The sequence below is a fragment of the Yokenella regensburgei ATCC 49455 genome, assembly GCF_000735455.1.
Taxonomy (GTDB): domain Bacteria; phylum Pseudomonadota; class Gammaproteobacteria; order Enterobacterales; family Enterobacteriaceae; genus Yokenella; species Yokenella regensburgei.
Window position 1 is genome coordinate 1 of the sequence record NZ_JMPS01000028.1, and the last position, 22,967, is coordinate 22,967.

Annotated in this window: 11 protein-coding genes and 2 pseudogenes; 5 read left to right on the plus strand and 8 right to left on the minus strand. The window is 53.3% G+C overall.

The window, feature by feature from the left end:
- Positions 1-1,358 precede the first annotated feature (1,358 nt).
- A pseudogene (locus GYRE_RS25280) lies at positions 1,359-1,472 on the plus strand (ESPR-type extended signal peptide-containing protein); the annotation flags it as partial.
- A gap of 267 nt (positions 1,473-1,739) precedes the next feature.
- Positions 1,740-7,256, plus strand: a pseudogene (locus GYRE_RS08395) (autotransporter outer membrane beta-barrel domain-containing protein); the annotation flags it as partial.
- Positions 7,257-7,514: 258 nt separating this feature from the next.
- On the opposite strand, the gene GYRE_RS08400 reads toward GYRE_RS08395, so the two are convergent.
- Positions 7,515-8,552 (minus strand): GGDEF domain-containing protein, encoded by a 1,038-nt coding sequence (locus GYRE_RS08400; RefSeq protein ID WP_038254559.1) that lies wholly within the window; start codon positions 8,550-8,552, stop codon positions 7,515-7,517.
- Between the two features lie 529 nt (positions 8,553-9,081).
- On the opposite strand from GYRE_RS08400, the gene GYRE_RS08405 reads away from it, so the two are divergent.
- Positions 9,082-9,414 (plus strand): SemiSWEET family sugar transporter, encoded by a 333-nt coding sequence (locus GYRE_RS08405; protein WP_174706373.1) that lies wholly within the window; start codon positions 9,082-9,084, stop codon positions 9,412-9,414.
- 69 nt (positions 9,415-9,483) lie between these two features.
- Here GYRE_RS08405 and GYRE_RS08410 read toward each other — a convergent pair whose 3' ends face one another.
- The 7 genes from GYRE_RS08410 to GYRE_RS08435 form a co-directional block, all read right to left on the minus strand.
- Positions 9,484-10,317, minus strand: coding sequence for a sugar phosphate isomerase/epimerase family protein (locus GYRE_RS08410; protein WP_038254561.1), 834 nt, complete (start codon positions 10,315-10,317; stop codon positions 9,484-9,486).
- Positions 10,318-10,385: 68 nt separating this feature from the next.
- Positions 10,386-12,026 carry an alpha-glucoside-specific PTS transporter subunit IIBC gene (locus GYRE_RS08415; protein ID WP_038254564.1) on the minus strand — a complete coding sequence of 547 codons (1,641 nt, stop codon included), beginning with the start codon at positions 12,024-12,026 and terminating at the stop codon, positions 10,386-10,388.
- Positions 12,027-12,061: 35 nt separating this feature from the next.
- Positions 12,062-13,135 carry a beta-galactosidase BglB gene (bglB, locus tag GYRE_RS08420; protein ID WP_038254566.1) on the minus strand — a complete coding sequence of 358 codons (1,074 nt, stop codon included), beginning with the start codon at positions 13,133-13,135 and terminating at the stop codon, positions 12,062-12,064.
- On the minus strand, positions 13,132-15,597 hold the full coding sequence (locus GYRE_RS08425; RefSeq protein ID WP_038254569.1) for a hypothetical protein: 2,466 nt from the start codon (positions 15,595-15,597) through the stop codon (positions 13,132-13,134). Before GYRE_RS08425 ends, bglB begins: the two co-directional genes overlap by 4 nt.
- Positions 15,598-15,733: 136 nt before the next feature.
- Positions 15,734-16,435 carry an oligogalacturonate-specific porin KdgM family protein gene (locus GYRE_RS08430; protein ID WP_038254570.1) on the minus strand — a complete coding sequence of 234 codons (702 nt, stop codon included), beginning with the start codon at positions 16,433-16,435 and terminating at the stop codon, positions 15,734-15,736.
- Positions 16,436-16,806: 371 nt separating this feature from the next.
- Positions 16,807-17,013 carry a hypothetical protein gene (locus GYRE_RS24980; RefSeq protein WP_072009058.1) on the minus strand — a complete coding sequence of 69 codons (207 nt, stop codon included), beginning with the start codon at positions 17,011-17,013 and terminating at the stop codon, positions 16,807-16,809.
- Between the two features lie 275 nt (positions 17,014-17,288).
- Positions 17,289-18,668, minus strand: a complete 1,380-nt coding sequence (locus GYRE_RS08435) for a serine hydrolase domain-containing protein (RefSeq protein WP_051860937.1) — start codon at positions 18,666-18,668, stop codon at positions 17,289-17,291.
- Positions 18,669-19,162: 494 nt separating this feature from the next.
- Here GYRE_RS08435 and GYRE_RS08440 point away from each other — a divergent pair, with 494 nt between their 5' ends.
- Together GYRE_RS08440 and potE are read left to right on the plus strand one after the other, a co-directional pair.
- Complete coding sequence (locus GYRE_RS08440) at positions 19,163-21,466, plus strand: Orn/Lys/Arg family decarboxylase (RefSeq protein ID WP_038254572.1); 2,304 nt, start codon at positions 19,163-19,165, stop codon at positions 21,464-21,466.
- A gap of 33 nt (positions 21,467-21,499) precedes the next feature.
- A complete protein-coding gene (gene potE, locus GYRE_RS08445; RefSeq protein ID WP_038254574.1) occupies positions 21,500-22,924 on the plus strand; it encodes a putrescine-ornithine antiporter in 1,425 nt (474 codons plus the stop codon).
- The last annotated feature ends 43 nt before the right edge of the window (positions 22,925-22,967 follow it).

The window sequence follows — 22,967 nt, forward strand, 5'->3', positions numbered from 1 at the left end:
TCCTGTGCGATGTAATGTTAAGAATTTCCATTACAGCTTTAGTGTTTTTACGATCTTTAGTGCTCATCGTCTTAGTCCTCCATTTGGGAATTATTACCATAATGGCTATGGCCTATAAATCACAACATAGTTCAATAAATGACCAGTATACTTTTGTTTATGTGAACTGACTACATTGCGCTTTCTACAAAGATTAATATTCCAAAGGGAGACCAGTTGTACCAAATCCCCCTTTTGGAACAACTTTTGTACCCCTGAGTTGTTCCAGTTTTGGTTGTGTTATTTATTTGAATTCATTAAGTTACAAGTATTGGAACAACTGGAACGACTGGAACAACGTTTTGTATGTATATATACGTGTTTTCTCTTTTGAGATGATCAAAAATTAGCTGGTGAGCTTGAAAGTGAATTGTTTGTTTTTTGTTAAATTTAGACTTGGTTACTCTCTGATCTGTGAATGGTTTCTTCGCGTAGCACTGTTATAAATATTTTAGGGGGTACTTATGGGGGTATGTCATGAAATTGAATTTGTGAAATTTGTTATTTATCAATATATTGTGATGTTGTATTCAATCCTGTAGGGGGCCATTTTCACTTCTGCTCGAATCTCCTGAAATCTACCAAACCCAACTTCCACGCATATTCTCTCTGCAGAGCTGTTAGTGCAATACGCTTCGTATTCTGGTCTTCTGCCTCAGAGATGCCAGTCCTGGTTACCAGGAAAAGAGTCGCTTCGGCATCTATTGCTTCGGCGTATCCAGGCCTAAAAACTGTGGGTAGTGATATCAAGATGTTATTTCTTTTTGAATAACATAGGGATGCACGATTACGAATAAAAAAGACTCTCAGATGATATAAAAATACTTACATTAACTTTGTAAAAAATAATTACAGTATTATTTGTGGGAAGTTCCTGGTTATTTTGTGTTTATTCTTAATTGGCCGGGGAGGAATTTTGTCGTGCTGTGCATCTATTGCTTAGTGTAATAAGAATTTATTTCTGCAGTTCACTGTGCTTCATTATTAAGTACTATGGTTGTTGTGTTTTTTAATCTTCTTATCGTTGGGCCCCCATCGCCTTCAGACGGGCGGGTTGGTATTATATCGCAAGGAGGTTGAACTCTTCACTATCGGGGTTTGAGCTGCTTGCTGCAATGGTAAATAGTAGCCAGTAAAACCAAAGAATGCGATTGATATTTAATACTTAATCACCTGAATGCTATTTTAACATTCTTGCTGCCCTCTATATTTCTTGAGGTTTTATTAAATCCTTTCATCTTCCTGTTTATGTTTTATTTCTGAGGTGTGAATTTCTCTACATCTGTAGATGTCATCAAGAAAAAGAAGGTTGGATTTATATGAATAAATGTTATCAGGTTGTATGGAATAGCACCTTGAGAATATTACAGGTCTGCTCTGAACTGGTGATTGGAAAACGAAGTGCGTCTTCCGTAACCCGGACGGTGTCTGTCAGCACGCATTCGCGGGGTAAATACATTTCATTTCCTTCGAGGGTAAGCCTGCTTTTTCTCCCCATACTGCTTGCACTATCTGGTATTGCCTCTGCAGATTTGACTGTGGACAGCAGTCTGGGTAACAACCCCCTTTTAGTCACTCAGAGCAATGGTATTGCAAATGCAGGTAATGTCATTGTGGGCAACAGCAGCGGTGGCTCCGGCGTTCTCAACGTCAGCGATGGTGGTAGCGTTGCTGCTGCCAGTGTCAAAGTCGGTGACACAGCGGGCAGTACTGGCGTGATTAATATTGACGGTACTGGCTCCAGTTTCACAACCGGAAACGGGTTAGTTGTGGGTAATGCTGGTACCGGTACCATAACACTGACTAACGGTGCCGTGCTGTCGAGCAACTCCATGAGTAGTCTTATTGGGTCACGTGCTGGCGGTAATGGTAAGGTCACCGTCAGTTCTGGTTCCACCTGGAACAATACGGTTCCGCTGGTTGTCGGTCAACTTGGCACAGGAGCGCTCAATATACTGACAGGGGGAACTGTTACCGGCTCGGGAATGACCATCGGCGGTCAGACTACCGGTGGCGGTAAAGGCGTCGTGAACGTGACCGGCCTGGGTTCAGTACTGGACTTCCTGGGCATCACGGTAGGGGGAGGTCATGATACCGGGACCGGTACGCTCACCATCGCTGATAGCGGTGTGGTGAACACAACGCGTGGCTGGAACGACTATGTGAGCAATGGTACGGTCACTATCGATGGCGTGGGCTCCAGATGGGACAGCACTTCATTGATAGTTGGCCTGGGTGGTGTCGGCGGGCCGGGGACTCTTATCCTGACCAATGGTGCGGTAATGACCGATACCACAGCGACCGTGGGTAATACCACCTCAGATGTTGCTGAGGTCAGTTCTGATTCTGTCTGGAGTACCAGCGGCGCGCTCACGGTGGGTAATCTGGATACCGGCATCATTAATATTAATACCTCCGGTACCGTGAACGCGGGTACGACCACCCTCGGCAGTCTGAACACAGGCTCTGGTACCGTCAATGTCAATGGTGTGAGGGCAGTGATGAACACGACTGCCCTGGTCACCGGCGCCAGCGGTCAGGGCAGGCTTACCATTACTGATGGTGGTGTGGTGAACACAGCCGGCGCAGGTGTTGGCACCGGTATCACAGGCAGTGCGGCCGGCAGCACCGGTATCGTCACTGTGGATGGTGCAGGTTCGCGGTGGAACCTGACCGGCAGACTTGTTACGGGTGCCGCCGGTACCGGAACCATGACCCTGGCTAACGCTGCCTCTGTAACCAGTTGGGGTGGCATTGTGGGTGATACCGGTAAAGGTCTCGGTACAGTGGACGTGAGTACCGGTGCGATGTGGGACAGTACAGTTCTATCATCAGGCATCAGTGCTGCGCTTACGGTGGGCAACGCCGCAACAGGCACCCTAAACATTCATGACGGAGGCAAGGCTGATTCGGCTTCCATCATTCTGGGCAATGCCGTGACGGGTGATGGATCTGTTACGGTGGATGGCCCGGGCTCGGTGCTGAATGCGGATAACCTGATGGTAGGTCAGTCCGGTACGGGCTCACTGGTAATCACCAATGGTGGTGTGGTGGATAGCCGAGTTATCACCAGTACAGCAGGTGTCGGTGTAGGCAGCACCGGTACAGTTGTCGTGGATGGGGCAGGCTCTCAGTGGCTTACTAAAACTCTGTTTGTTGGTGATTCTGGTACCAGTACCATGACGCTCACCGATGGCGCGTTATTGCAGACCGATGGCGGTGGGACCATTGGCAAATCAGCCGGAGGTATCGGTACGGTTAATGTCAGTTCCGGTGCGGTATGGAACAGTGCCATGAACGTCATCGAGGTAGGGTCTGCCGGAACAGGCTCTCTCAATATTAATGCGGGCGGTACGGTAAATACAGACTCCTTTGCTGTCGGGACGGTAGCCGGAGGTAAGGGGGCCGTGGTTGTGGATGGTACTGATGCCGTGCTCAATACCGGAGTAGCTTCAGCCCCTATCTGGGCAGTGGGGTATATGGGGACCGGGGAAGTACAGATCCGCAACGGCGGCCTGATGACGTCGAAAGGCGGCACAATTGGCCAGTTTGCCGGCAGCGACGGCATTGTTACTGTCAGCTGCGGTGGGCAGTGGACTGTTGACGCCTCTTCGTCAGGCAGCTCGCTGATAACGGTCGGGGATACCGGTACCGGGATGTTCACCCTGAGCAATGGTGGAATGCTGGCAATAACAGGCTCCATGCCTGGTGTTGTGAGCATTTCGCAGAAGGCCGGCAGCAGCGGCACACTCAATATTGGAGCGGCCCACGGTGAGGCGGCAACGGGTGCCGGGTTTATCACCGGCGCAGACAGTGTGAACATGGGGGCCGGCAGTGGCGCTATGGTGTTTAACCATACCGAGACTGACCCGACCACGGCGGGTGGTTATCAGTTCACGCCAGTGATTACCGGCAACGGTACCGTGATACAGGATGCAGGTCATACGGTCCTGCGCGCAGAGAACACCTTCAGCGGTGCCACACAGGTTAACGGCGGCACGCTCACCACCACCTTGCAGTCCAACACGGGCAATACCGGTCTCGGCACCAGTACGGTGAACATTGCTTCACCGGGTACGCTGGAAGTTGCCGGTGCCACGACGGACGGTACGGGTAACTTCACATTCAGTAATGTGCTCACCGGCAACGGTCTGCTGAGCGTGGGCCTGGCGTCTGCGGACGACATCTTTTCTTTTGATTCTTCAACAGGAACGGCCTTTACGGGAACGGTGGAGCTGAAGGACAGCACCTTTGCCCTGTCCGGGGGGAGCGCAGCAGCGCTGGCCCGGGCCATGCTGATGACCAGTACCGGTAACACCACCACGGTGGGTGACGGGGAGCAGACCACTGGTGGCCTCACCTTTGCCGGCGGTAAGATGGTCTTTAACGCAACGGCGCCGGAGCAGAAAGTGGCAGCCAGCCATCTGACGACCGGAAAACTGGATGCGTCCGGTACCGGTACGGTACAGATTAGTGTGCCTGCACCGTATGTTCCGGGCCATGACACCGCCACCACTGCATCACTGATGACCCAGGATGATACTAATATCGGACTGGAGCTGGTGAGTGCCTCTCAGGTTACCGGCAGCGGCGGCAGTCTCATGCTGCAGGACCAGAACGGCAACACCATCAGTGATGCCACAGAGGTGGATATCGCCCAGGGCGGCAATACGGTTGCAAAAGGCACATACGATTACCGGCTGACCACGGCGGGTGCTTCAGGTAACCAGGATGGCCTGTACGTCAACTACGGTCTGACAGAGCTGGACATCCTGCAGGGCCAGACCCTGACGCTTGACGGGACACCTGGCGCCACCGGTGCGGCCGCAGACCAGTCTGCCCGCATCACAGGAAGCGGCAATCTTGCCATCAGTACCACGGGCGGTGACGTGCTGTCGCTCTCCGACGGTGATAACGACTACACCGGCAGTACCACGGTACTCAGCGGTACCCTGCGTACCGATGCAGACGGCGCCCTGGGTAACACCAGTGAACTGCATATCTACAGCACTGCGAAGGCTGACCTGAACGGTACTGAGCAGACTGTCGGTCAACTGGCAGCCGATGCCGGTTCAGTCCTGGACATTAACGGCGGCTCCCTGAGTCTGACAGACGGCGGATACAGCAACGGCAGCCTGACCGGAGCCGGGAGTCTGAACGTTGGCGGCGGCACGCTGACGATTGACGGTGCCAACAGCAGCCTGAGAGCCACCACCGCCATCAGCAGCGGTGCGGAAGTGGTCATTAATAATGCACAGGGCGCAGGCACCGGTGATATCGTGGACAACGGCACCCTGACGCTGGACGGTGTGACCGGGACGCTCGCGAACAACATCAGCGGCACCGGCAGCGTCGATGCGACGAACACCACGGAAACGATGCTTACCGGAGACAACGGCGGCTTCAGTGGGCTGTTTACTATCGATGATGGCAGCAGCCTGACGGTCAGCGAACAGAACAACCTCGGCACCGCTACGGTTAACGATAACGGCCTGCTGACCGTGGACACCGCCAGCGACTGGACACTCAGCAACAGCGTCAGCGGCAGCGGCGGCCTGACCAAATCTGGTACCGGCACCCTGACCCTGACCGCTGAATCTGGAGCCTATACCGGTACGACCAATATCAGCGCAGGTACGCTGGCGCTGGGCAGTGACGCAGACTCTGCAGTGGATATGGCAGGCAGTCTGGTCAACGTTCACGACGGCGCTTCGTTTACCGGTTACGGCAGCACCGCCGGGGATGTGGACGTCATGCAGGGCGGTACGATGCAGATGAACGACTTCACGGTGGGCGACAACCTGACCAACAGCGGCGCTGTTCTGCTGAACCATGATGGCGGGCAACCTGGTAATCAGCTTACCGTTAACGGTAACTATACCGGCAACGACGGTCTGATGGTGTTCAACACGACTCTGGGTGGCGACGACTCGCCGACGGACAAACTGACGGTGCATGGCGATACCAGCGGTAACACCCGCGTTGACGTGAATAATGTGGGTGGTAGCGGTGCGCAGACCATTAACGGTATTGAGCTGGTGCAGGTGGACGGTAACTCTGCGGGTAACTTCGGGCTGACGAACGGTACGGTGGAAGCCGGGGCGTATGTCTACACGCTGGCGAAGGGAACGGATGATGCGGCGAAGAACTGGTACCTGACCAGCAAATGGAACGGTGCGGTACCGCCGCAGGACCAGGACAATCCGCCGGTGGTCGACCCGACGGCACCGGATGCGCTGCGCCCGGAAGCGGGCAGCTATATCAGCAACATTGCGGCGGCCAACACGCTGTTCGGTCACCGCCTGCATGACCGTCCTGACACTTCTCTGTACGCGGATGCGCAGCATAACGGCGATGGTAACACCAGCCTGTGGATGCGCCACGTCGGTGGTCATGAACGTTCTTCTGCCGGCGACGGTCAGTTGAAGACGCAGAGCAACCGCTACGTCCTGCAGCTTGGCGGCGATATCGCACGGTGGAGCTCGGACGGCCTCGACCGCTGGCATCTGGGCGTGATGGGTGGCTATGCAAACGAACACAGCAATACCCGCAGCAGTAAAGCAGGCTACGGCTCTGACGGACGCATCAGTGGATACAGCGCCGGTTTGTACGGAACGTGGTACCAGAACGAGGCCGATAAAGCCGGGGCATATGTGGACAGCTGGATGCTGTACAACTGGTTCGACAATACGGTGGAAGCGGATAACCGCGGGAGTGACAGCTATGACTCGAAGGGGCTGACGGCGTCACTGGAGGTGGGTTACACGCTGAAAGCCGGAGAGTTCTCCGGCAGCCAGGGCACGCTGAACAGCTGGTATGTGCAGCCGCAGGCGCAGGTCATGTGGATGGGGGTGAAGGCTGACTCGCACACCCGGAACGACGGCACCCGTGTTGGGTCAGAAGGAGACGGTAACATTCAGACGCGTCTCGGGGTGAGAACGTATCTGAGCAGCCACCACAAAATGGATGACGGTAAACAGCGTGAGTTCCAGCCGTTCGTGGAGGTGAACTGGCTGCATAACACAGAGACCTTCGGCGTGAAGATGGATGGTACGACGGTGAACCGTGACGGTGCGCGTAACCTGGGTGAAGTGCGTACCGGTGTGGAAGGCCGGCTGAACGACCGCCTGAGCGTATGGGGTAACGTGGGTGTGCAGATGGGTGACAAGGGGTACAGCGACACCCAGGGTATGCTGGGGGTGAAATACAGCTGGTAAGTTTCTTGATATGCCGCAAATGATTGCTGAACTAAAAGTCGGAGCCAGGATTTGTGGCTCCGGCTTTTAGTACTGCAAGTAAACTGATCCGGGGCACAACTTTAACTGCAGTAATACCGCAATAGCAAAAAGAAGAGAGTGACATGTGATTTATTACGGCATATACAGGGCTGCAATTGATGGTTTTTACATCCAGCCTGAGCAGATATAGAAGATATTGCTACCTTTACACTATCATATATGGCTCAGAAGTACCGGTTAAACTCGTGGCGCTTCAGTATGCGATGTCTTTTTCGCCATGTACATGGCCTTATCAGCATAATTCAGTAACGAGTCCGCATCCTGTGCATCCAGCGGGAATATGGAAATGCCGATGCTTCCGGAAATGCTGATAACGAACTCATTAATCAAAAACGACTGCGAAAGCGCCGCAGCCATGTTATCTATAATTGGCCTGAGAATAATCTCATCTTTATTTAAGTCCGGAAGTAAGGCTATATACTCATCCCCACCCAGTCGGGCAAGTGTGTCCTCTTCCCGTAGGCAACTCTGTAGACGGAATCCGACCAGACGGAGCAGTTCATCCCCTACTGCATGTCCGTAAATATCATTTACGGGTTTAAAACGATCAAGATCGATAAACAGGAGAGCCACTTCCTTATTACTGGCAATAGCCTGAGTTATAGCCAGCTCAAGGCGATTCACCAGTAACCGGCGATTTGGTAATCCCGTCAGCGAATCAAAATTTGCATGCAGCCATGCGATATGCTCGCGCTGCTTTCTGTCGGTAATATCGCGGATAAAGGCTGAAAACAACTGTTTGCCGGACTGCTGGTACGGCCATATTGACAGCTCAATCGGGAATTGTCCTTTTTCACGGTGCAGTGCTGTGATTTCAATCGTCCGGTTCAGAATATCAGACGGCTGGGAAGCCTGAAAACGCATCAAACCGCGTTTATGCTGCTCGCGGAATGCTTCCGGGATAATCATTTCACTCAAATCACTGCCAATGGCCTCGTCGGCACGCCAGCCAAACATCTTCTCCGCCGCATGGTTCCAGTTAATGACGTACCCGGTCAAATCAATCGTTATTACCGCATCCTGTGCTGTTTCGACCAGTTGGCGATGGTTTTGCTCACTTTCCTGCAGAGCCGATTGCATGGTCTCAATCTGAGTAATACTTTCCTGCAGTTCACGATGCACCTCCGCCAGAGAGAGAGAAAAGAAGCGTATTCTTTCCTCAACCGTCATGCTTTTCATCTCTTCGTACAAATCGTTAGCCGTTCGCGCGCCCATAGCTAGCCCCTCGAGCCACCCATACCCTGACCTGAGTATACGAGGTTGTCAGCTGCAAGCCGCTAAAATTTTATGATGCTGTGCCGGGCTTTCACCGTCATAACAAGGCATTTCATGCTGTTACAGACCCGTTTTTTAGCCTGCTTAATCTGTGTGCACTGACCGTTTTTTCTGAGATCTCAAGTATTCTGGCAATATTCTGCGCCAGGAATCTATTGAACCGTAAATAAAGCGTTCTGAGTTCCTGATATTGATAATGTACTTAACAAATAAGTCAGAATGTTATGTATGATGGAGTGATTTTTTTGGGGGTGTTTTCTCTGGGTATTTTTATCGAGTGATGTGGCGCTCTACGCTGACTACCATCTTTGTAAATATTGATTTTATTTAAAAATATCACAAAATAAAATAAAAGCACCGTTTTAAATTTTTAGTGATGCAACTACACTATTCGCCAGACACTGATTCACAGTGTCGCTTTTCATTATTTAATTGTCCTCGTGAATTTTATTTATCAACAGGTTTATCCGTGAGTAAACGTATTTCATCAAACCAGGTTATTTTCCTGGCAGGGACAGCGGCGTTAAGCATCGTGCTGTTTGCCTTTGACGCTGCATCCATTGGCCTGTGTGCGGCTTTCCTGACAACAGGCTCATTCTCCTTACAGGTTTTTGATATTCTTAAAACGCGCGAGACCAGGGCGATTTCAACCAAGATGTATCTGGTCTTTATTAGTGGTCTGTTACTGTGGTTAACCTACGGGATTAAATCAGGAGATATACCGCTGATTGCTGCTAACGGCATTACGTTGCTGCTGGCAAGCTCCGTGATGGTGTTGAAATGGAATAACGAACGCGTCTGATAACAGATGAAAGATAAACAGCGCATATTGCGCTGTTTATCTTTAGCTATTGTGACGATATTTGCTGAATTACCCGCTTAACCCTCGAAGATACCTCACACTCTCCGCTAAGGCGGTACCCGTCAGCTCTTCTACAATGATGGGAATATGGCTTAACTGAAGGCGTTCAAGTCTCTCCAGTACCCACGCATAGTCGATAATCCCTTCCTCAAGCCCCACCGGCACTTTAAGACCGTCTTTCAGGATGAAGTTCTTAAAATGGAGGAGGCGAATCTGCCCGCCATGGGTGAGAAGAAAATGCTCCAGCACCTCGCGCCAGCGCGTGGCGTTACCGGCATTAAGCAGATTCGCAAGATCCAGCGTGACCTGAAAGCGGGCCCCTAATCGCGCGTTTAGCTGCGCCAGACGATGGGCGTCGTGAATAATATGGTCGCTGACCGCCTCAACCAGAAAGTGCCGGTCATGCATCACCAGCGAAGGGCGCAGCTGTGACAGCGTTTGTTCTACGGTCAAGAAGGCCGCCTCGCCGCGGTTATCCGGATGCCATGTCCAGTCATCGTCGTTGAGGGAACCCGTTTCGCTTCCCACTGCCGCAACTCCGCTTTTGCTGGCAACGGCGATGGTAAAGCGGACACGTTCAAGCTCTCGTGCCAGCACGTCGGGGCTGGAGTGCGCCGGATTAAAGTAGCTCGCCAGCAGAAACAGAGAAAGTCCGGAGCACTGAAGGTGATGAATACTGGCAACGATCGCCTCTTCATCCCGGGCCTGCCAGTCGGCCTCCCAGGTTTTATGGATAGCCAGCTGTAGCCCGTCGAGGCCCAGAACCCGGGCCTCATCGATAATAGCCTGCAGGGAGTGGCCGTTCAGATCGTGGGCGCGGGCGCCGATGTTCAGTCGGTTCATACGCTGCTCCTGTTGGGATCATGACAATGGGGGAGCAATGCTCCCCCACAAGATGTATCACTCAGACATCAGACCGCAGGCGCGGCTGCCAGCTCAGCGTTGATGCCACCCGGCCCTTTATTGAACTCTTGTTCAAAGTACTCGCGCACCATCGGCGCCGAGAGACCAACCACAACCTGCAGGTTTTTGCCTGCGCGCATAACGCCAAGCGCGCCCGCCTGCTTTAGCATCTTATCGTCCGCGACCAACGCCTGATCTTTCACTACCAGACGCAAACGGGTCTGGCAGTTGCCGATCGTGTCGATGTTGGTGTAGCCGCCAACGCACTGGAGGATAGCCGCCGCCTTAAGTCTGTCCGGCTCCTGGCCTGCGACCGGTGCGCCAGACTGCTTGTTGCGATAGTCCTGCTTGGTATAAAGACGGACTTCTTCTTTTTCGTCTTCGCCACGGCCCGGCGTCAGGAAATTAAAGCGCAGGATCATGTAGCGGAACACGAAGAAGTTGATCGCCGCAAAGCTCAGCCCCAGCCCCAGGTGGATCCAGATAAGATGCGCGTGATTCTTGGCGTAGAAGACCCAGTTGAACAGGATGATGTCATTCAGACCGCCGCCCATGAATCCCACCACGCCGCACAAATAAAGCACCACACACAGGGTCGCGCCGATCAGGGCGTTCACCAGGTACAGCACTGGCGCCACAAACAGGTAGGTAAACTCAATTGGTTCGGTGATCCCCACCGCCATGGCGGTGATAATCGCCGGGATCACCAGCGCGGCAATCTTGCGCTTCTGGCTTTTCTTCGCCGTGGCATAGATTGCAAGACCCGCCCCTAATGAACAGAAGACGCTGATGTTGCCATACAAGGAATAGCCCGCCGCCGGGAACTGTTCAACCAGCGGAACGGTAGAGGCTGCGTAGGTGGAGACGTTTTCAATCCAGTGGGTGTACAGGCCGCCGTCAACCACCGCCGGACCGAAGAAGAACGGGAAGTAGACGAAGCGGTGCAGACCGGTCGGCACCAGCATACGTTCAACAAACGCCAGCATCCACATGCCGAACGCATCCGCTTCAACATACATGCTCTGCATAGTGTTGATGCCAAGCTGCACCTTTGGCCACAGCAGGCAGGTCAGGTACGCCATCGGCAGCATCACGAAGAAGGAGATGATAAACACCAGGCTCATCCCCTGGAAAATACCCAGGTAATCCGGCAGTTTTTTCTCAAAGAAGCGGTTATGCACCCAGGTCACCACGCCGCCGATAATCAGCGAGAAGACGATACTGGTATCCAGCGTTTTAATACCGCCGACCAGCGCCAGACCGCTGGAGCCGCCAATTGCTTTGTCGAAATCAACGCCGAACTCAGGCCCCCAGAAGGTGAGCATGCTGTTGGTGAAGTAGTTGTAGGCCATATAGGCGAAGAAGGCGACCAGCGCCGCACGCGCCTGGCCGGTTCTGGCCAGCCCTACCGGCAGCGCCATACAGAACAGCAGCGGGAAGTTTCTGAAGATAGTCCAGCCGCCGGACTTGATGATGGTCATCACCTTATAAAAGTTAGAGTCCGGATGGGCAAGGCCGCCCATCACGTCGGGCATGGTCAGCAGGCCAGTGATAGCGAGCAGTAAACCGGTAAAAGGTAGAAAGGCAATGGGGACAGCCATGGCGCCGCCAAAAGTCTGGAAGGCCCCCATAATATTCCGTTTGGACATCAAATGTTCTCCGAATAATGACAACGTTAAATCTGTTACGCCAGCCACTGGCCCTGTTCGAGCTCGAGCAGTAGCAGCATCGTCAGCGCCTGGGCATAAGGCACAGGGGCAATGGCGATGTCGCAGTAGTACTGATGGTCATGCCCCACCATGGTCCCTTTGGAGGCTTCAAGGACGATGCCGTCGGCATCAATGCGCTGCCACACCGCGCGAGCGGCCCGCAGCGCCGGTTCTACAACCGCCTCATCCAGCAGGCCAAGACGGACGCCGCGCAGCATGCCGTAGGCCATCCCCGCCGTGGCGGAAGACTCCTGCGGGGAGTAAGGGTCATCCAGCACCGTGTGCCACATGCCGTTTTCCGCCTGCAGGTCACACAGGGTGCGCACCTGGCGTGAAATAACCTGGGTTAAAAAGCGGCGGGTGCCGGCATCCAGGTGTTCGCCCATCAGATCGATAAATTCAGGGATCGCGACGGTTATCCACGCGTTGCCGCGCGCCCAGAAGGCGCCCGCGAAGTGGTGATTACCGAGGAAAGTCCAGCCGTGATACCACAGGCCGCTGCGCGGATCGCTCAGGTAGCGGGTGTGCAGCAGGAACTGGTAGACGGCTTCGTCTATCAGATCCTGGCGTTTCAGTACGATCCCGGCGGTGCCAAGGAACAGGCAGGTCATAAACAGGGTGTCATCCCAGAGCTGCCCGGTATTTGGCTGCTCCTTCACCACGTGCTGAAAACCGCCTTCTTCGGTCCGGGGCAGATTCGCCATCAGGTCGTCAGCCCAGGCGCTGACCGCGGTGCGCAGATCGGCGCGATCGCCGTGCCCGGCCAGCAGCGCGAGGGTTATCATCGGCGCGGTGGTGTTGATTTGCATCGCCGGCAAACCTTTCGCTATCTGCCCCTCATACCAGTCAAGCAGCGACGCCTGTAGCGCGGCGTCGTTCTGATGCAGGGCATAACGCCAGAAGCCATAAAGGCCGACGCCGACCTCCCATTCCCATTGCTCAAACTGAATAGCGAGACCTTTGCTGGCGCTCAGCTCGCCCATGCCTTTTAGCTGACAGAATCCATGAACGACCCGCTCGAGGGCAGGGATGAGTTGTTGTGGTTTCATTGTGCGTCTCCAAGATAATTCACGACGGGATGGCATCCGGCATCGGCAGGAAAGGTGCGTTCAGTGCCGTCAACCTGGCAGTTGCCTTGCCAGTCAAGGCGCATCAGCTCGCCGTCCGCCGTGGCGGCAATGGCCTGGCTGCGGTCGTCCAGATGAACGCTCAGCGTCGACATGCGCAGGCAAAAGGCGTCGAAGTCATGCTCATCGCCGTACCCTGCTTCGATATACCAGGCAACGCGGCGTCCCTGTGCACGGTATTCGTGACCGGCGGTCATGCCCTGAGTCACGGCCACCAGCGGCGCGGAACAGCAGATAGCTGCAAACGCCTCACCGGCGCGAACCAGGCAGGTATGAAAGGTGCTAATGACCCGATCAAATGCGTCGCCTGGCAGGTAAAGGTGGGTCCAGGGGAATATTTCCTCTTCAGGCAGGCTGTAAATCTGCATCGCGCGGTTGTCGACCTGCATGACTCGCGGTAATACGCCGTTGCCTGACCAGTAGGAGGGGCGTTTTTCACCGCCGGGCTCGTGGTCTCCCGGATGGTTAACCCACAGTTTCGCGTCATGGTGGGTGGCGAACTGAACATCCACCAGATGCTGCTGGTGGCCCCGTTTACCGGTATGGTGATCAACGCAGCTGGAGAGGCTGACGCCGGGTGCTTTCCACACGACAATATTCCCACCGCCGGCCTGATAACTGGCAGACAGCGTTCCCTGGTGTAAAGCGGCATAGCGGTGAGTGTCGGCTGGTGGCTGATAGTCGCTGGCGCAAAACAGCGGCAGTGAGGCGCATTTACGGTTGTACCAGCCGCCGCCCCAGGCCACGTTGCCGTAGGCTGACAGCTCGGTAAGGATGCCCGCCAGCAGTTCTTTTTCGTACACCCGCCCCATGGTACCGGCGGCAATACCGGCCTGATAATGCAGGGAACTCAGCAGCATCAGCCGGTCGAGCAGGGCTTTTGCGCGTTCACTGACCCAGGCATCCGCCGCCAGCTCGTACAGGGCAAACAGACCGATATAGTCAACGGGATAATACGGCGCGGAATTCCATTCGACAAAGCCGTGCTGCTCAACGGCGTCAAACCACTGCGCCAGACGGCGGGCGGCAATGTCGCGCTGCTGCTCACCAGAACGCCCCGATGCCAGAAACAGCGCGTCAGGGAACATCTGGCCCGCCAGATACTGGGCGGTATGGAAACAGAGCGTATGGTTTTCACTCCAGAACCACATCACGTCGTTACCTGGCTCATCCAGCCAGTAGCGGTAGCCGAGAATGGTGCTGCGCACGCGTCGCCAGAGCGCCGGGGGAAAATGCTCACCCTCGTGATCGCGCCAAATCCACAGCAGCGGCACCAGTGAGAAATCAGAGCAATCTTCCCTGGCGCTGATCCGCTGCAGGGTATCAAGCAGCAGCTGAGTGGCAGCCTCCGTGACTTCGCCGCAGTGCAGCATAGCCAGCAGGCGCGAGGTACGGTCCATCCCATGATGCGCCGTGTAACGCAGCGCCTGTAGCTTGCGATCCTGCAGTCGGGTTGATGATTCTGTCGTACTCGGCGGCTGCATGATGTTCACCCCGATGGCACGGGTGAGACAAACATTCTCGCAGCGCATACGTAGCGCAATCTGATAGTGCGCAGCGCCAATGTCGGGAGGGATCTCAAGGGTAAACGACTCAGATTCTGGAGCGACCACCCCAAAATCGACCTGGCGCGGAGTGAAATTATCGTTGCCCATCCCGTGTATCTCACCTTCAAGATGAACGCTACAGGCAGGCGATGTGGCAGCAAGGCGGACGCGTGCCTGATGGTTCCGGGCCGTCAGCTCAGGGCGCATACTGCTGGCGAACCGGGTTAACGCATCCAGCGTTTTTGCCTCGATGTTTGGTAGCGATACGCCCAACGGCACATCGCCGCGATAAATCAGGCGCAGTACAAAATGGGTGTCGCGCTCGAAGAGCTCTTCAAGGTGAATGAGCAGGGTGTTTTTTCCGCTTTTCAGCGGCAGCAGGACGTCACTGTGTTGCTGCGTGTTGCGCGTGAAAGGGGTGAAGCAGGCGAGGGCCTTGCCATCGCGCCAGACCCGAACGCCACCGCAGGTTGACAGTTGAAACGGGTAAAGCCCGGCGCATTCAGTATGCAGTTCCACCTCCAGCCAACGCTGGACGTGGAACGGCAGGCGATTGAAGGACGAAAACGACACGGTATCGCTCTCACCGGCAAAGGTGACCTGTGAGCGCGGTAGCGCCTGTGAGGGATCGACGTAACGTTCCGCCATCTGCTGGCGAAAAATCTGCCGGCAAAACGTCTCCTCTGACGGTCCGGCTCCATTCTGGAAATGGTAATCCATGGTCATATCCATTGCTTCACCGGTAAAAAACTCGGCGAATCGCTCTTCGCGGGAGGCCGATACGCAAAAACGCGTCAGTGCTTCTCCCGGTTTAAGCTCCCAATTTCCCAGAGACATATAATTCTCCTTGTCATCATTGTCGCCTGTTGGCGCTAATGACATTGAAAATAAGAGCAGACCCTTTTCCATTGACGAAAACGAGCCTGCGATAATTAACCCATCTTTAAATACAAATTATCCAGAGGCGCGATCGTCAGAATACGTATTCAATCCCGACACGCCAGCGCCACTGCCACTCGTCAGGGTAGGGGCTGGTATCAGTAGGATCGTTATACGATACGTAACCAATTTCGGTATAAGGACGCCAGTTTTTATTAATAGGAACCCGAATGGTTACGTTATTCAGATAAGAATATTCCTCACCTTTAAAATCAGGGTAATCAAGTTTCTTATATTCAAAGTCGTAGGCGATAGACCAATTCTCAGCGTTATAACCGAGGTAATAGTTCAGCTGAAAATAGTGTCCATTATCTTGTCCAGAAGCATCGGTATAATTACGCTGACCCACCCTGAAACGCGCAGCAGTATAAAACTCAGGGGTAATCCAGTAGGTTGGTTTGAAATGGACGCGCAGATCCTGGACATCGTCGGTTATCTCGGTATTAAAACCGGCTTCCCACCACCACGTTTCATTCGGTTTGGCGAGGTAGCTCAGATCGTATTCAGTACCGGTGGTATGAAAACCATCGAATGCCCCTTCACCTTCGTTGGTAAATTTGGACTCAACGCTAAAGCCCCAGCCGTTATCGAAGCGATGCCCTACGACAAGTCGATCGCTTTGCTGTTCCGATTTCTCCAGAAATTCGTGGCGGTAATTGAGGCTCCAGGCATTTGCATTCAGGCTTGTTAACGCCGAACAAACGGCAAGGGCAACATAAACAGATTTCAACGTCATACCTATCAATCAATCCTGTGAAAAGAACTACTAAAGGTTTTTATCGCCAGATGACATGCTCTGCGGCACGCTCTCTGACCTGAAACGGCACAGTTTCATTTTCCATGACAAGCCGTATGGATATATAAAAATTGAAATTAGCATTTAATCAAAATGAAATAACGTTTCTTTTTATATATCTTATGGTCTTATCGGGGGATTGACGGACGTGCGAAAGCGCTCTGCGCCTGGTCTGGTGCAGAGTTAGCAGCGATGAGATAAAGCACACGTGAAGCCGCTGCGGCGTGCTTTCTGGAAATTAATAAATCTAATTGGTAGTTTTTGGAGTCACTTACGTGCAATGACGGCGGGTCGAATCTGAGAAGGGATGGCTACGGCAACGTGGTGGAAACCACAATGGATTGATGACAGGTAAGGCAAAATGCTCTCTTCTTGTGAACGGTCAATATGCTGGCCCATTCCTGCGGGTGTTCGCCTTCTGAGGCCCTCGCTCTTATCGCACAGAGTCGATCAATCTCGCAGTAGGCGCTCATGCTGCCGCAGTGAGGGCATAATACCGGTCCATTCTGGAGCTTCATATCATCTCTCCGATGCCGTGCACTTCAGATTAACATTGTCATAACATAGCGCTGATAAAACGGGGGGACAATCATCGCGGTGTTTAATTCTGGAGAAGGGATCCTGTTGAGGGCTTGAAGTCTACTTAATCGAGGCAGTTATAGCGTTGTGGGCAAATCATTTTTTCCAGTACGACTCAATGGCGATTAAAACCCCGGGAGCATGGCCAGATGCCGCAATAACGAGATGTCCCGGGATGAATGATAACGAACACATTAGGTGTGTCGTTTGAGGATTACATCCTCAACTTTGCCGTCGCAGCATCAAGGAAACTGTAGGTTTCATGCTCTTTAGGATCGATCCAGGGCGTTTCCCAGGTACTCCAGACCACGGCAACCAGGTTTTCTTTCTGGTTGATGGTGATGAATTGCCCAAAGACCCCTTGCGCCGTGAACGCTCCTGATAAATTCGGAAAGTTTTTCACAGGGGTGCTGCTGTAGGCATCGTTACCCCATACTTTTGGGTCTGTAAGGTAGTCCCAGGCTGTCCATTGACCTTTTGGAAACGACCACCAGTTATAGCCGTAACCCATAGGGTTAGCGTAGGGATGAGAAGTTTCATTAATCGCAGAATAGAGAGCACCCTGCTGATTTTCCGGGGAGTCTGGCGCGGGATAACCGGCTTCAGCGACCCATCCCGCTGGAAGCACTTGCTGGCCCTTAATAACGCCATTGTTGAGAATAAACTGACCGAAACGGCCATAGTCTCGCAGCGTCATGCTCAACGATCCACCGGCAAACTCTTTGCCATTTTTTGACTCCAGCAGCCAGTAACCATCGGATTCCATCCCCATTGGAACCCAAATTTTACGCGACAAATAACTCGACAACGATTCACCGCCTAATGCGGCGGTCAGCACCTCTCCCTCCATGTGCGTTTCGCCCGTTTTATAGTTAAAACGGGTTCCCGGTGTGGCGACTCGTTGTAGTCCGGACATCACCCCAAGAATGCAATTCGCTTTACCTTCTTCAACGCATTTGAACATGGCGGAAAAGTCAGACTTTGGGTCACGATAATCTTCGTTCCACTGCACGCCAGAGGTCATTTGCAATAGTTGACGGACGGTGACTCCGTCATAGGCGGTTCCTTTCATCTGCGGGAGATAGTTGGTCACCGGATCGTTGATGTTTTTGATTTTACCCTCTTTGACCGCCACCCCGATGAGCGTTGACACGATAGACTTCCCGGTGGAAAACGACGTCCATTTTGAGGTCTCACTGTTACCCTGGGCATAGCGTTCAAGCGCGATATGCCCGTCTTTGATGATAAGCAGTCCGGCGACGTTATTACGTTTCATGAAATCGTCGATGTCGTAGGTGTGAATACCATCAGGTGAATATTGCACCGTGCTGAGGGGGACTGCGGCGGCCGGGAGTGGTGAAACATCATCACCATGATGAAAAGTGCGGGTATTGAAAATTTGGTCAACGTTACGGTACGTGCCGGGCTGCAGATCGTGTTTGAGCGTCAAAAAATCTGTCGCCGCACCAATCTTATCTTGCGCCTTGTTGGGTACCGCCGAAGCGTCGGCGGTAAAACTGGTTAGAGGGAGGCACAATGCCAGCACGCTGCCGAAAAAACGTAGGGTCTTATTATCTTTATATGCAGGGTACATATTATCTCCGGAGCAATATTTTGAGCACCATGCTCAAAACATGAGCACCAGTATAGGTAGCCATTCCCGGTTCGGTCGAGAATCAACCCGTCGAATGAATCATGCTATGAATAGTGCTTGAAAGGCAGAAAGACAGCGTTCTGATCCCGATGATGAACAGCATTGATATTTATTTAACAAAGGTAATTTAGTGATATCTATAGATATTATTACTTATTTACCTATTATTTTTTTCCCTGCTAACCTTAAAACATCATTCAGTACTAACCTCAAAATAACCTTCATTACTATGATGATACCCACCAAAAAGACTTACACCTTACAAGGTTATTTACAGGCTACCTCTTTAGTTTACTTGCATTATGCAAGTGAATTGCTGTGCTTGTGTGCCAGGAATTAATAACGCGACGTTTTCATTTTTATTGCAAGTGTTTTAATCGGCGCCCCAGGTAGCATATTTACCTTCGGGGAGTAATTCGACAGTGGAGGTGGTCATGGAAGTTCGTAGTGAAAGATTAATATCTTTAAAAGCCCTGGTTGTCCATAACAGTGCCAGCCATGTCGGGGTGGTTAATGACTCAATAACCCGGCTAATCGATGCGTTAAATCATAAAGGTATCATCACCGTAGTGGCGGATTCTGCCGACGATGCAGCGGCAGTTTTGCGCAACGATGCGACGATTGAACTGGTGCTCCTCGACTGGATAATGAATAACGAAGAGCAGCAGAATGAATCGGCCAAAAAAGTCATCGAGGCGTTGCGCAGTAAAAGTCAGGCGATTCCCTTATTCTTATTACTGGATAACCGGCAGGGCGAAAACTTAACGCACGAAATAATGCGTGAAACCGATGAACTGATTTGGATCCAGGAAGATACCCCCGTATTTCTTGCCGGGCGTATCCATTCGGCGATTTTAGCTTACAGGGAAAAAATCGTTCCTCCACTGACCCGGGCTATTTTTGAATTTGCACAGAAATACGAATATTCGTGGCACACGCCAGGCCATGCTGGTGGGACGGCGTTTATGAAATCTGCCGTTGGCCGCGCTTTTCACGACTATTTTGGTGAAAACCTGCTGCGTTCGGATCTCTCCATTTCCGTTGGTGAACTCGGTTCTTTGCTGGATCACAGCGGGCCTATCGGCGAAAGCGAAAAGTTCTGCGCCCGGGTTTTTGGCGCTCACCGTGCCTACACGGTGACCAACGGCTCTTCGATGTCGAACCGCGTTATCATGATGTCCTCGGTGGCACGCGGCGACTACGCGCTCTGTGACCGGAATGCCCACAAATCGACGGAGCAGGCGCTGACGATGACCGGCGTGGTGCCAACCTACCTGATGCCGTCGCGAAATTATCTCGGTATTATCGGGCCGGTTTATGCTAACACGTTGAGTGAGCATGAAATTAAGCAGGCCATTGCCCGCAACCCGCTGGCGAAGGACAAAAACCAAAAGGCGCTGCACGCGATTATCACCAACTCGACCTACGACGGGCTCACTTATCATGTGCCGACGGTGGTTAAACAGCTGGATGCCAGCGTCGATCGTATTCACTTCGATGAGGCGTGGTACGGCTATGCACGCTTTAATCCGCTGTATGCCGATCGTTTTGGTATGTATGGTGAAGCCGACGATTATCCGCGTGATCTGCCAACGATTTTCACCACCACTTCCACGCATAAACTGCTGGCCGCACTTTCTCAGGCCTCGCTGATTGGCGTTCGTGACGGGCGTAATCCGGTGCCGCATGCTCGTTTTAACGAAGCCTATATGATGCATGCGTCTACCTCGCCGCTGTACCCCATCATCATGACCAACGAAGTGTCGGCGGAAATGATGCGCGGGGAGAGTGGTAAATACCTGACGACAGAATCCATTACCGAAGCGGTGCGCTTTCGTAAAGCTGTTCGCCGTATTCGTCGCGACCTTCAGGAAAATCAGGACTGGTTCTTCTCAACCTGGAATGCTGATTTTGTCACCGACCCGGATACCGGGAAGAAAATCTCCTTCGAAGATGCGCCGGTGCCGCTGCTGGTCACCGACCCGAGCTGCTGGGAACTGCGCGCCGGCGACGAGTGGCACGGTTTTCACGATATCGAAGACGGCTACTGCATGCTCGACCCTATCAAAGTTTCGGTGGTGATGCCGGGTGTCGCGACCGACGGCACGCTGGAAGAGACCGGGATCCCGGCGACGCTGGTGACAGCCTTCCTCAGCCTGCGCGGTATTCAGGTAGAAAAAACCACGGACTTTACGATCCTGTTCCTGTTCTCGCTTGGGATCACCAAAGGTAAATACGGCACGTTAATTAACGCGCTGCTGAAATTTAAAGATGCCTACGACAGTAATATTCCCGTAGAGCAAGTGCTGTACGCGCATGAAAAAGATTGCCCGGAGGAATATAAAGGCAAGGGATTAAAAACTCTCGCGGACGAGATGTTTGCTTTCTTTAAGGAAACCGGATTTACCCAAGTGCAGGCGGAAGCCTTTACAACGTTACCGCAGCCCGCCATGACCCCGGCAGAGGCCTACGTCAAGCTGGTGCATAACGAGATTGAAACGGCCAGCGTGGATAACCTTTACGATCGCATTCTGGCGACCGGCGTGGTGCCGTATCCACCAGGTATTCCGATGATCATGCCGGGTGAAAGTGCCGGGGGTCAATCCAGTCCCTATATTCGCTATCTCCAGATATTGCAGCAGTGGGATCGGCGTTTTCCAGGTTTTGGTCATGATATTCATGGCGTGGAAAATGAAGACGGTACCTATTACGTGCAGTGCCTGAAAACCAGCAACTAACGCGGAACTATTCCTGCTGTACGGAGAAAGACTATGGCGATTAAAAAACTGAGCGTCGTGCAGTTAACGATGTTAACCGCGATTAACATGCTGGGGTCGGGGATTATTTTATTACCGACGAAACTGGCCCAGGTAGGGAATATCTCGATTGTGTCGTGGCTGGTGACCGCCACGGGCTCCATGGCGCTGGCCTGGGCATTTGCCCGCTGCGGCACCCTGAGCAACAGACCTGGCGGTATGGGGGGATATGCTGAATATGCCTTCGGTAAAGCGGGAAACTATATTGCTAACTACACGTATGGCCTGGCGATTGTCATCGGTAACGTGGCGATAGCGATAACGGCGGTGGGTTATATTATTGGTCTGTTCCATATCAACCCCAACCCGCTGCAAATTGGTTTGATGACCATCGGGCTGTTATGGCTCACCACGTTTGCTAACTTCGGTGGCGCAAGTATCACCGGTAAAATTGGCGGGGTAACGGTGTGGGGGGTCATTGCACCGGTAGTGGTGGTCTCAACCGTGGGCTGGTTCTGGTTCAAGCCGGAAATCTACGCCGCAGGCTGGAACCCGCATAACACCAGCCTGTTCGGCGCCGCCAGCTCGTCGGTGGCGGTGACGCTGTGGGCCTTCCTCGGCCTGGAATCCGCCTGTGCGAACAGCGATGCGGTGGAAAACCCACAGAGGAACGTGCCAATTGCGGTGCTGTTTGGCACGCTCGGTTCGGCAATTATCTACATTGTGTCGACCAACGTCATCGGCGGCATTATTCCGAATGCTGAACTGGCGGTTTCTAACGCCCCGTTCGGTCTGGTATTTGCCACCATGTTCACCCCGATGGTTGGCAATATCGTCACCGGCTTGATGATCATTGCCTGTATCGGCTCTCTGCTGGGCTGGCAGTTCACCACCGCCCAGGTGTTTAAAAGTTCGGCGGACGTGGGCTATTTCGTGAAGGTGTTTGCGAAGACCAATAAAAGCGGCACGCCGATTGTCGGGATGCTGATTTTGCTGGCTATCCAGACCGTTCTCAGCTGGCTCTCTATCCCGGTCAGCGCCAGCGGCACCCGCTACGGCTGGGCGCATCATATGGCCACCGGCAACGTGGGGGTATCTGACCAGTTCTCGGCGGTGGTAGACCTGTCGGTGGTGACGAATCTCATCCCGTATATCCTGTCGATGGCGGCGCTGGTGACCATTCAGGCAGTCCATAAAGTACCGACACGCCAGGCGCTTATTAACAATATGGTTGCCGGGGTTGGCGCGGCCTATAGCTACTTTGCGCTGGTGAACTCGGGTGATAAGGCGCTGATGTATGGCGGGGTGGCGACCATCCTGGGCTTCACGCTGTTTGGCGCGGTCAGTGCGCGGTTTGTGAAAGGTGAACAGCTGGCGCATCCGGATCGGGTCATTACCGGCGAAGAGGATGTCCCGGCGATCCCTTATCGCGATAAATAATCGCCAGCGGGCCGGGTCCTGAAGGGACTGCGGCCCGCTTTAT

What these genes read in the sequence shown, in the direction of transcription:
- GYRE_RS24980 (WP_072009058.1), bottom strand. Translation starts at nt 17,013, where the DNA reads ATGAAGCTCCAGAATGGACCGGTATTATGCCCTCACTGCGGCAGCATG.
- GYRE_RS08415 (WP_038254564.1), bottom strand. Translation starts at nt 12,026, where the DNA reads ATGTCCAAACGGAATATTATGGGGGCCTTCCAGACTTTTGGCGGCGCC.
- GYRE_RS08440 (WP_038254572.1), top strand. Translation starts at nt 19,163, where the DNA reads ATGGAAGTTCGTAGTGAAAGATTAATATCTTTAAAAGCCCTGGTTGTC.
- GYRE_RS08400 (WP_038254559.1), bottom strand. Translation starts at nt 8,552, where the DNA reads ATGGGCGCGCGAACGGCTAACGATTTGTACGAAGAGATGAAAAGCATG.
- bglB (WP_038254566.1), bottom strand. Translation starts at nt 13,135, where the DNA reads ATGAAACCACAACAACTCATCCCTGCCCTCGAGCGGGTCGTTCATGGA.
- potE (WP_038254574.1), top strand. Translation starts at nt 21,500, where the DNA reads ATGGCGATTAAAAAACTGAGCGTCGTGCAGTTAACGATGTTAACCGCG.
- GYRE_RS08410 (WP_038254561.1), bottom strand. Translation starts at nt 10,317, where the DNA reads ATGAACCGACTGAACATCGGCGCCCGCGCCCACGATCTGAACGGCCAC.
- GYRE_RS08430 (WP_038254570.1), bottom strand. Translation starts at nt 16,435, where the DNA reads ATGACGTTGAAATCTGTTTATGTTGCCCTTGCCGTTTGTTCGGCGTTA.
- GYRE_RS08425 (WP_038254569.1), bottom strand. Translation starts at nt 15,597, where the DNA reads ATGTCTCTGGGAAATTGGGAGCTTAAACCGGGAGAAGCACTGACGCGT.
- GYRE_RS08435 (WP_051860937.1), bottom strand. Translation starts at nt 18,668, where the DNA reads ATGTACCCTGCATATAAAGATAATAAGACCCTACGTTTTTTCGGCAGC.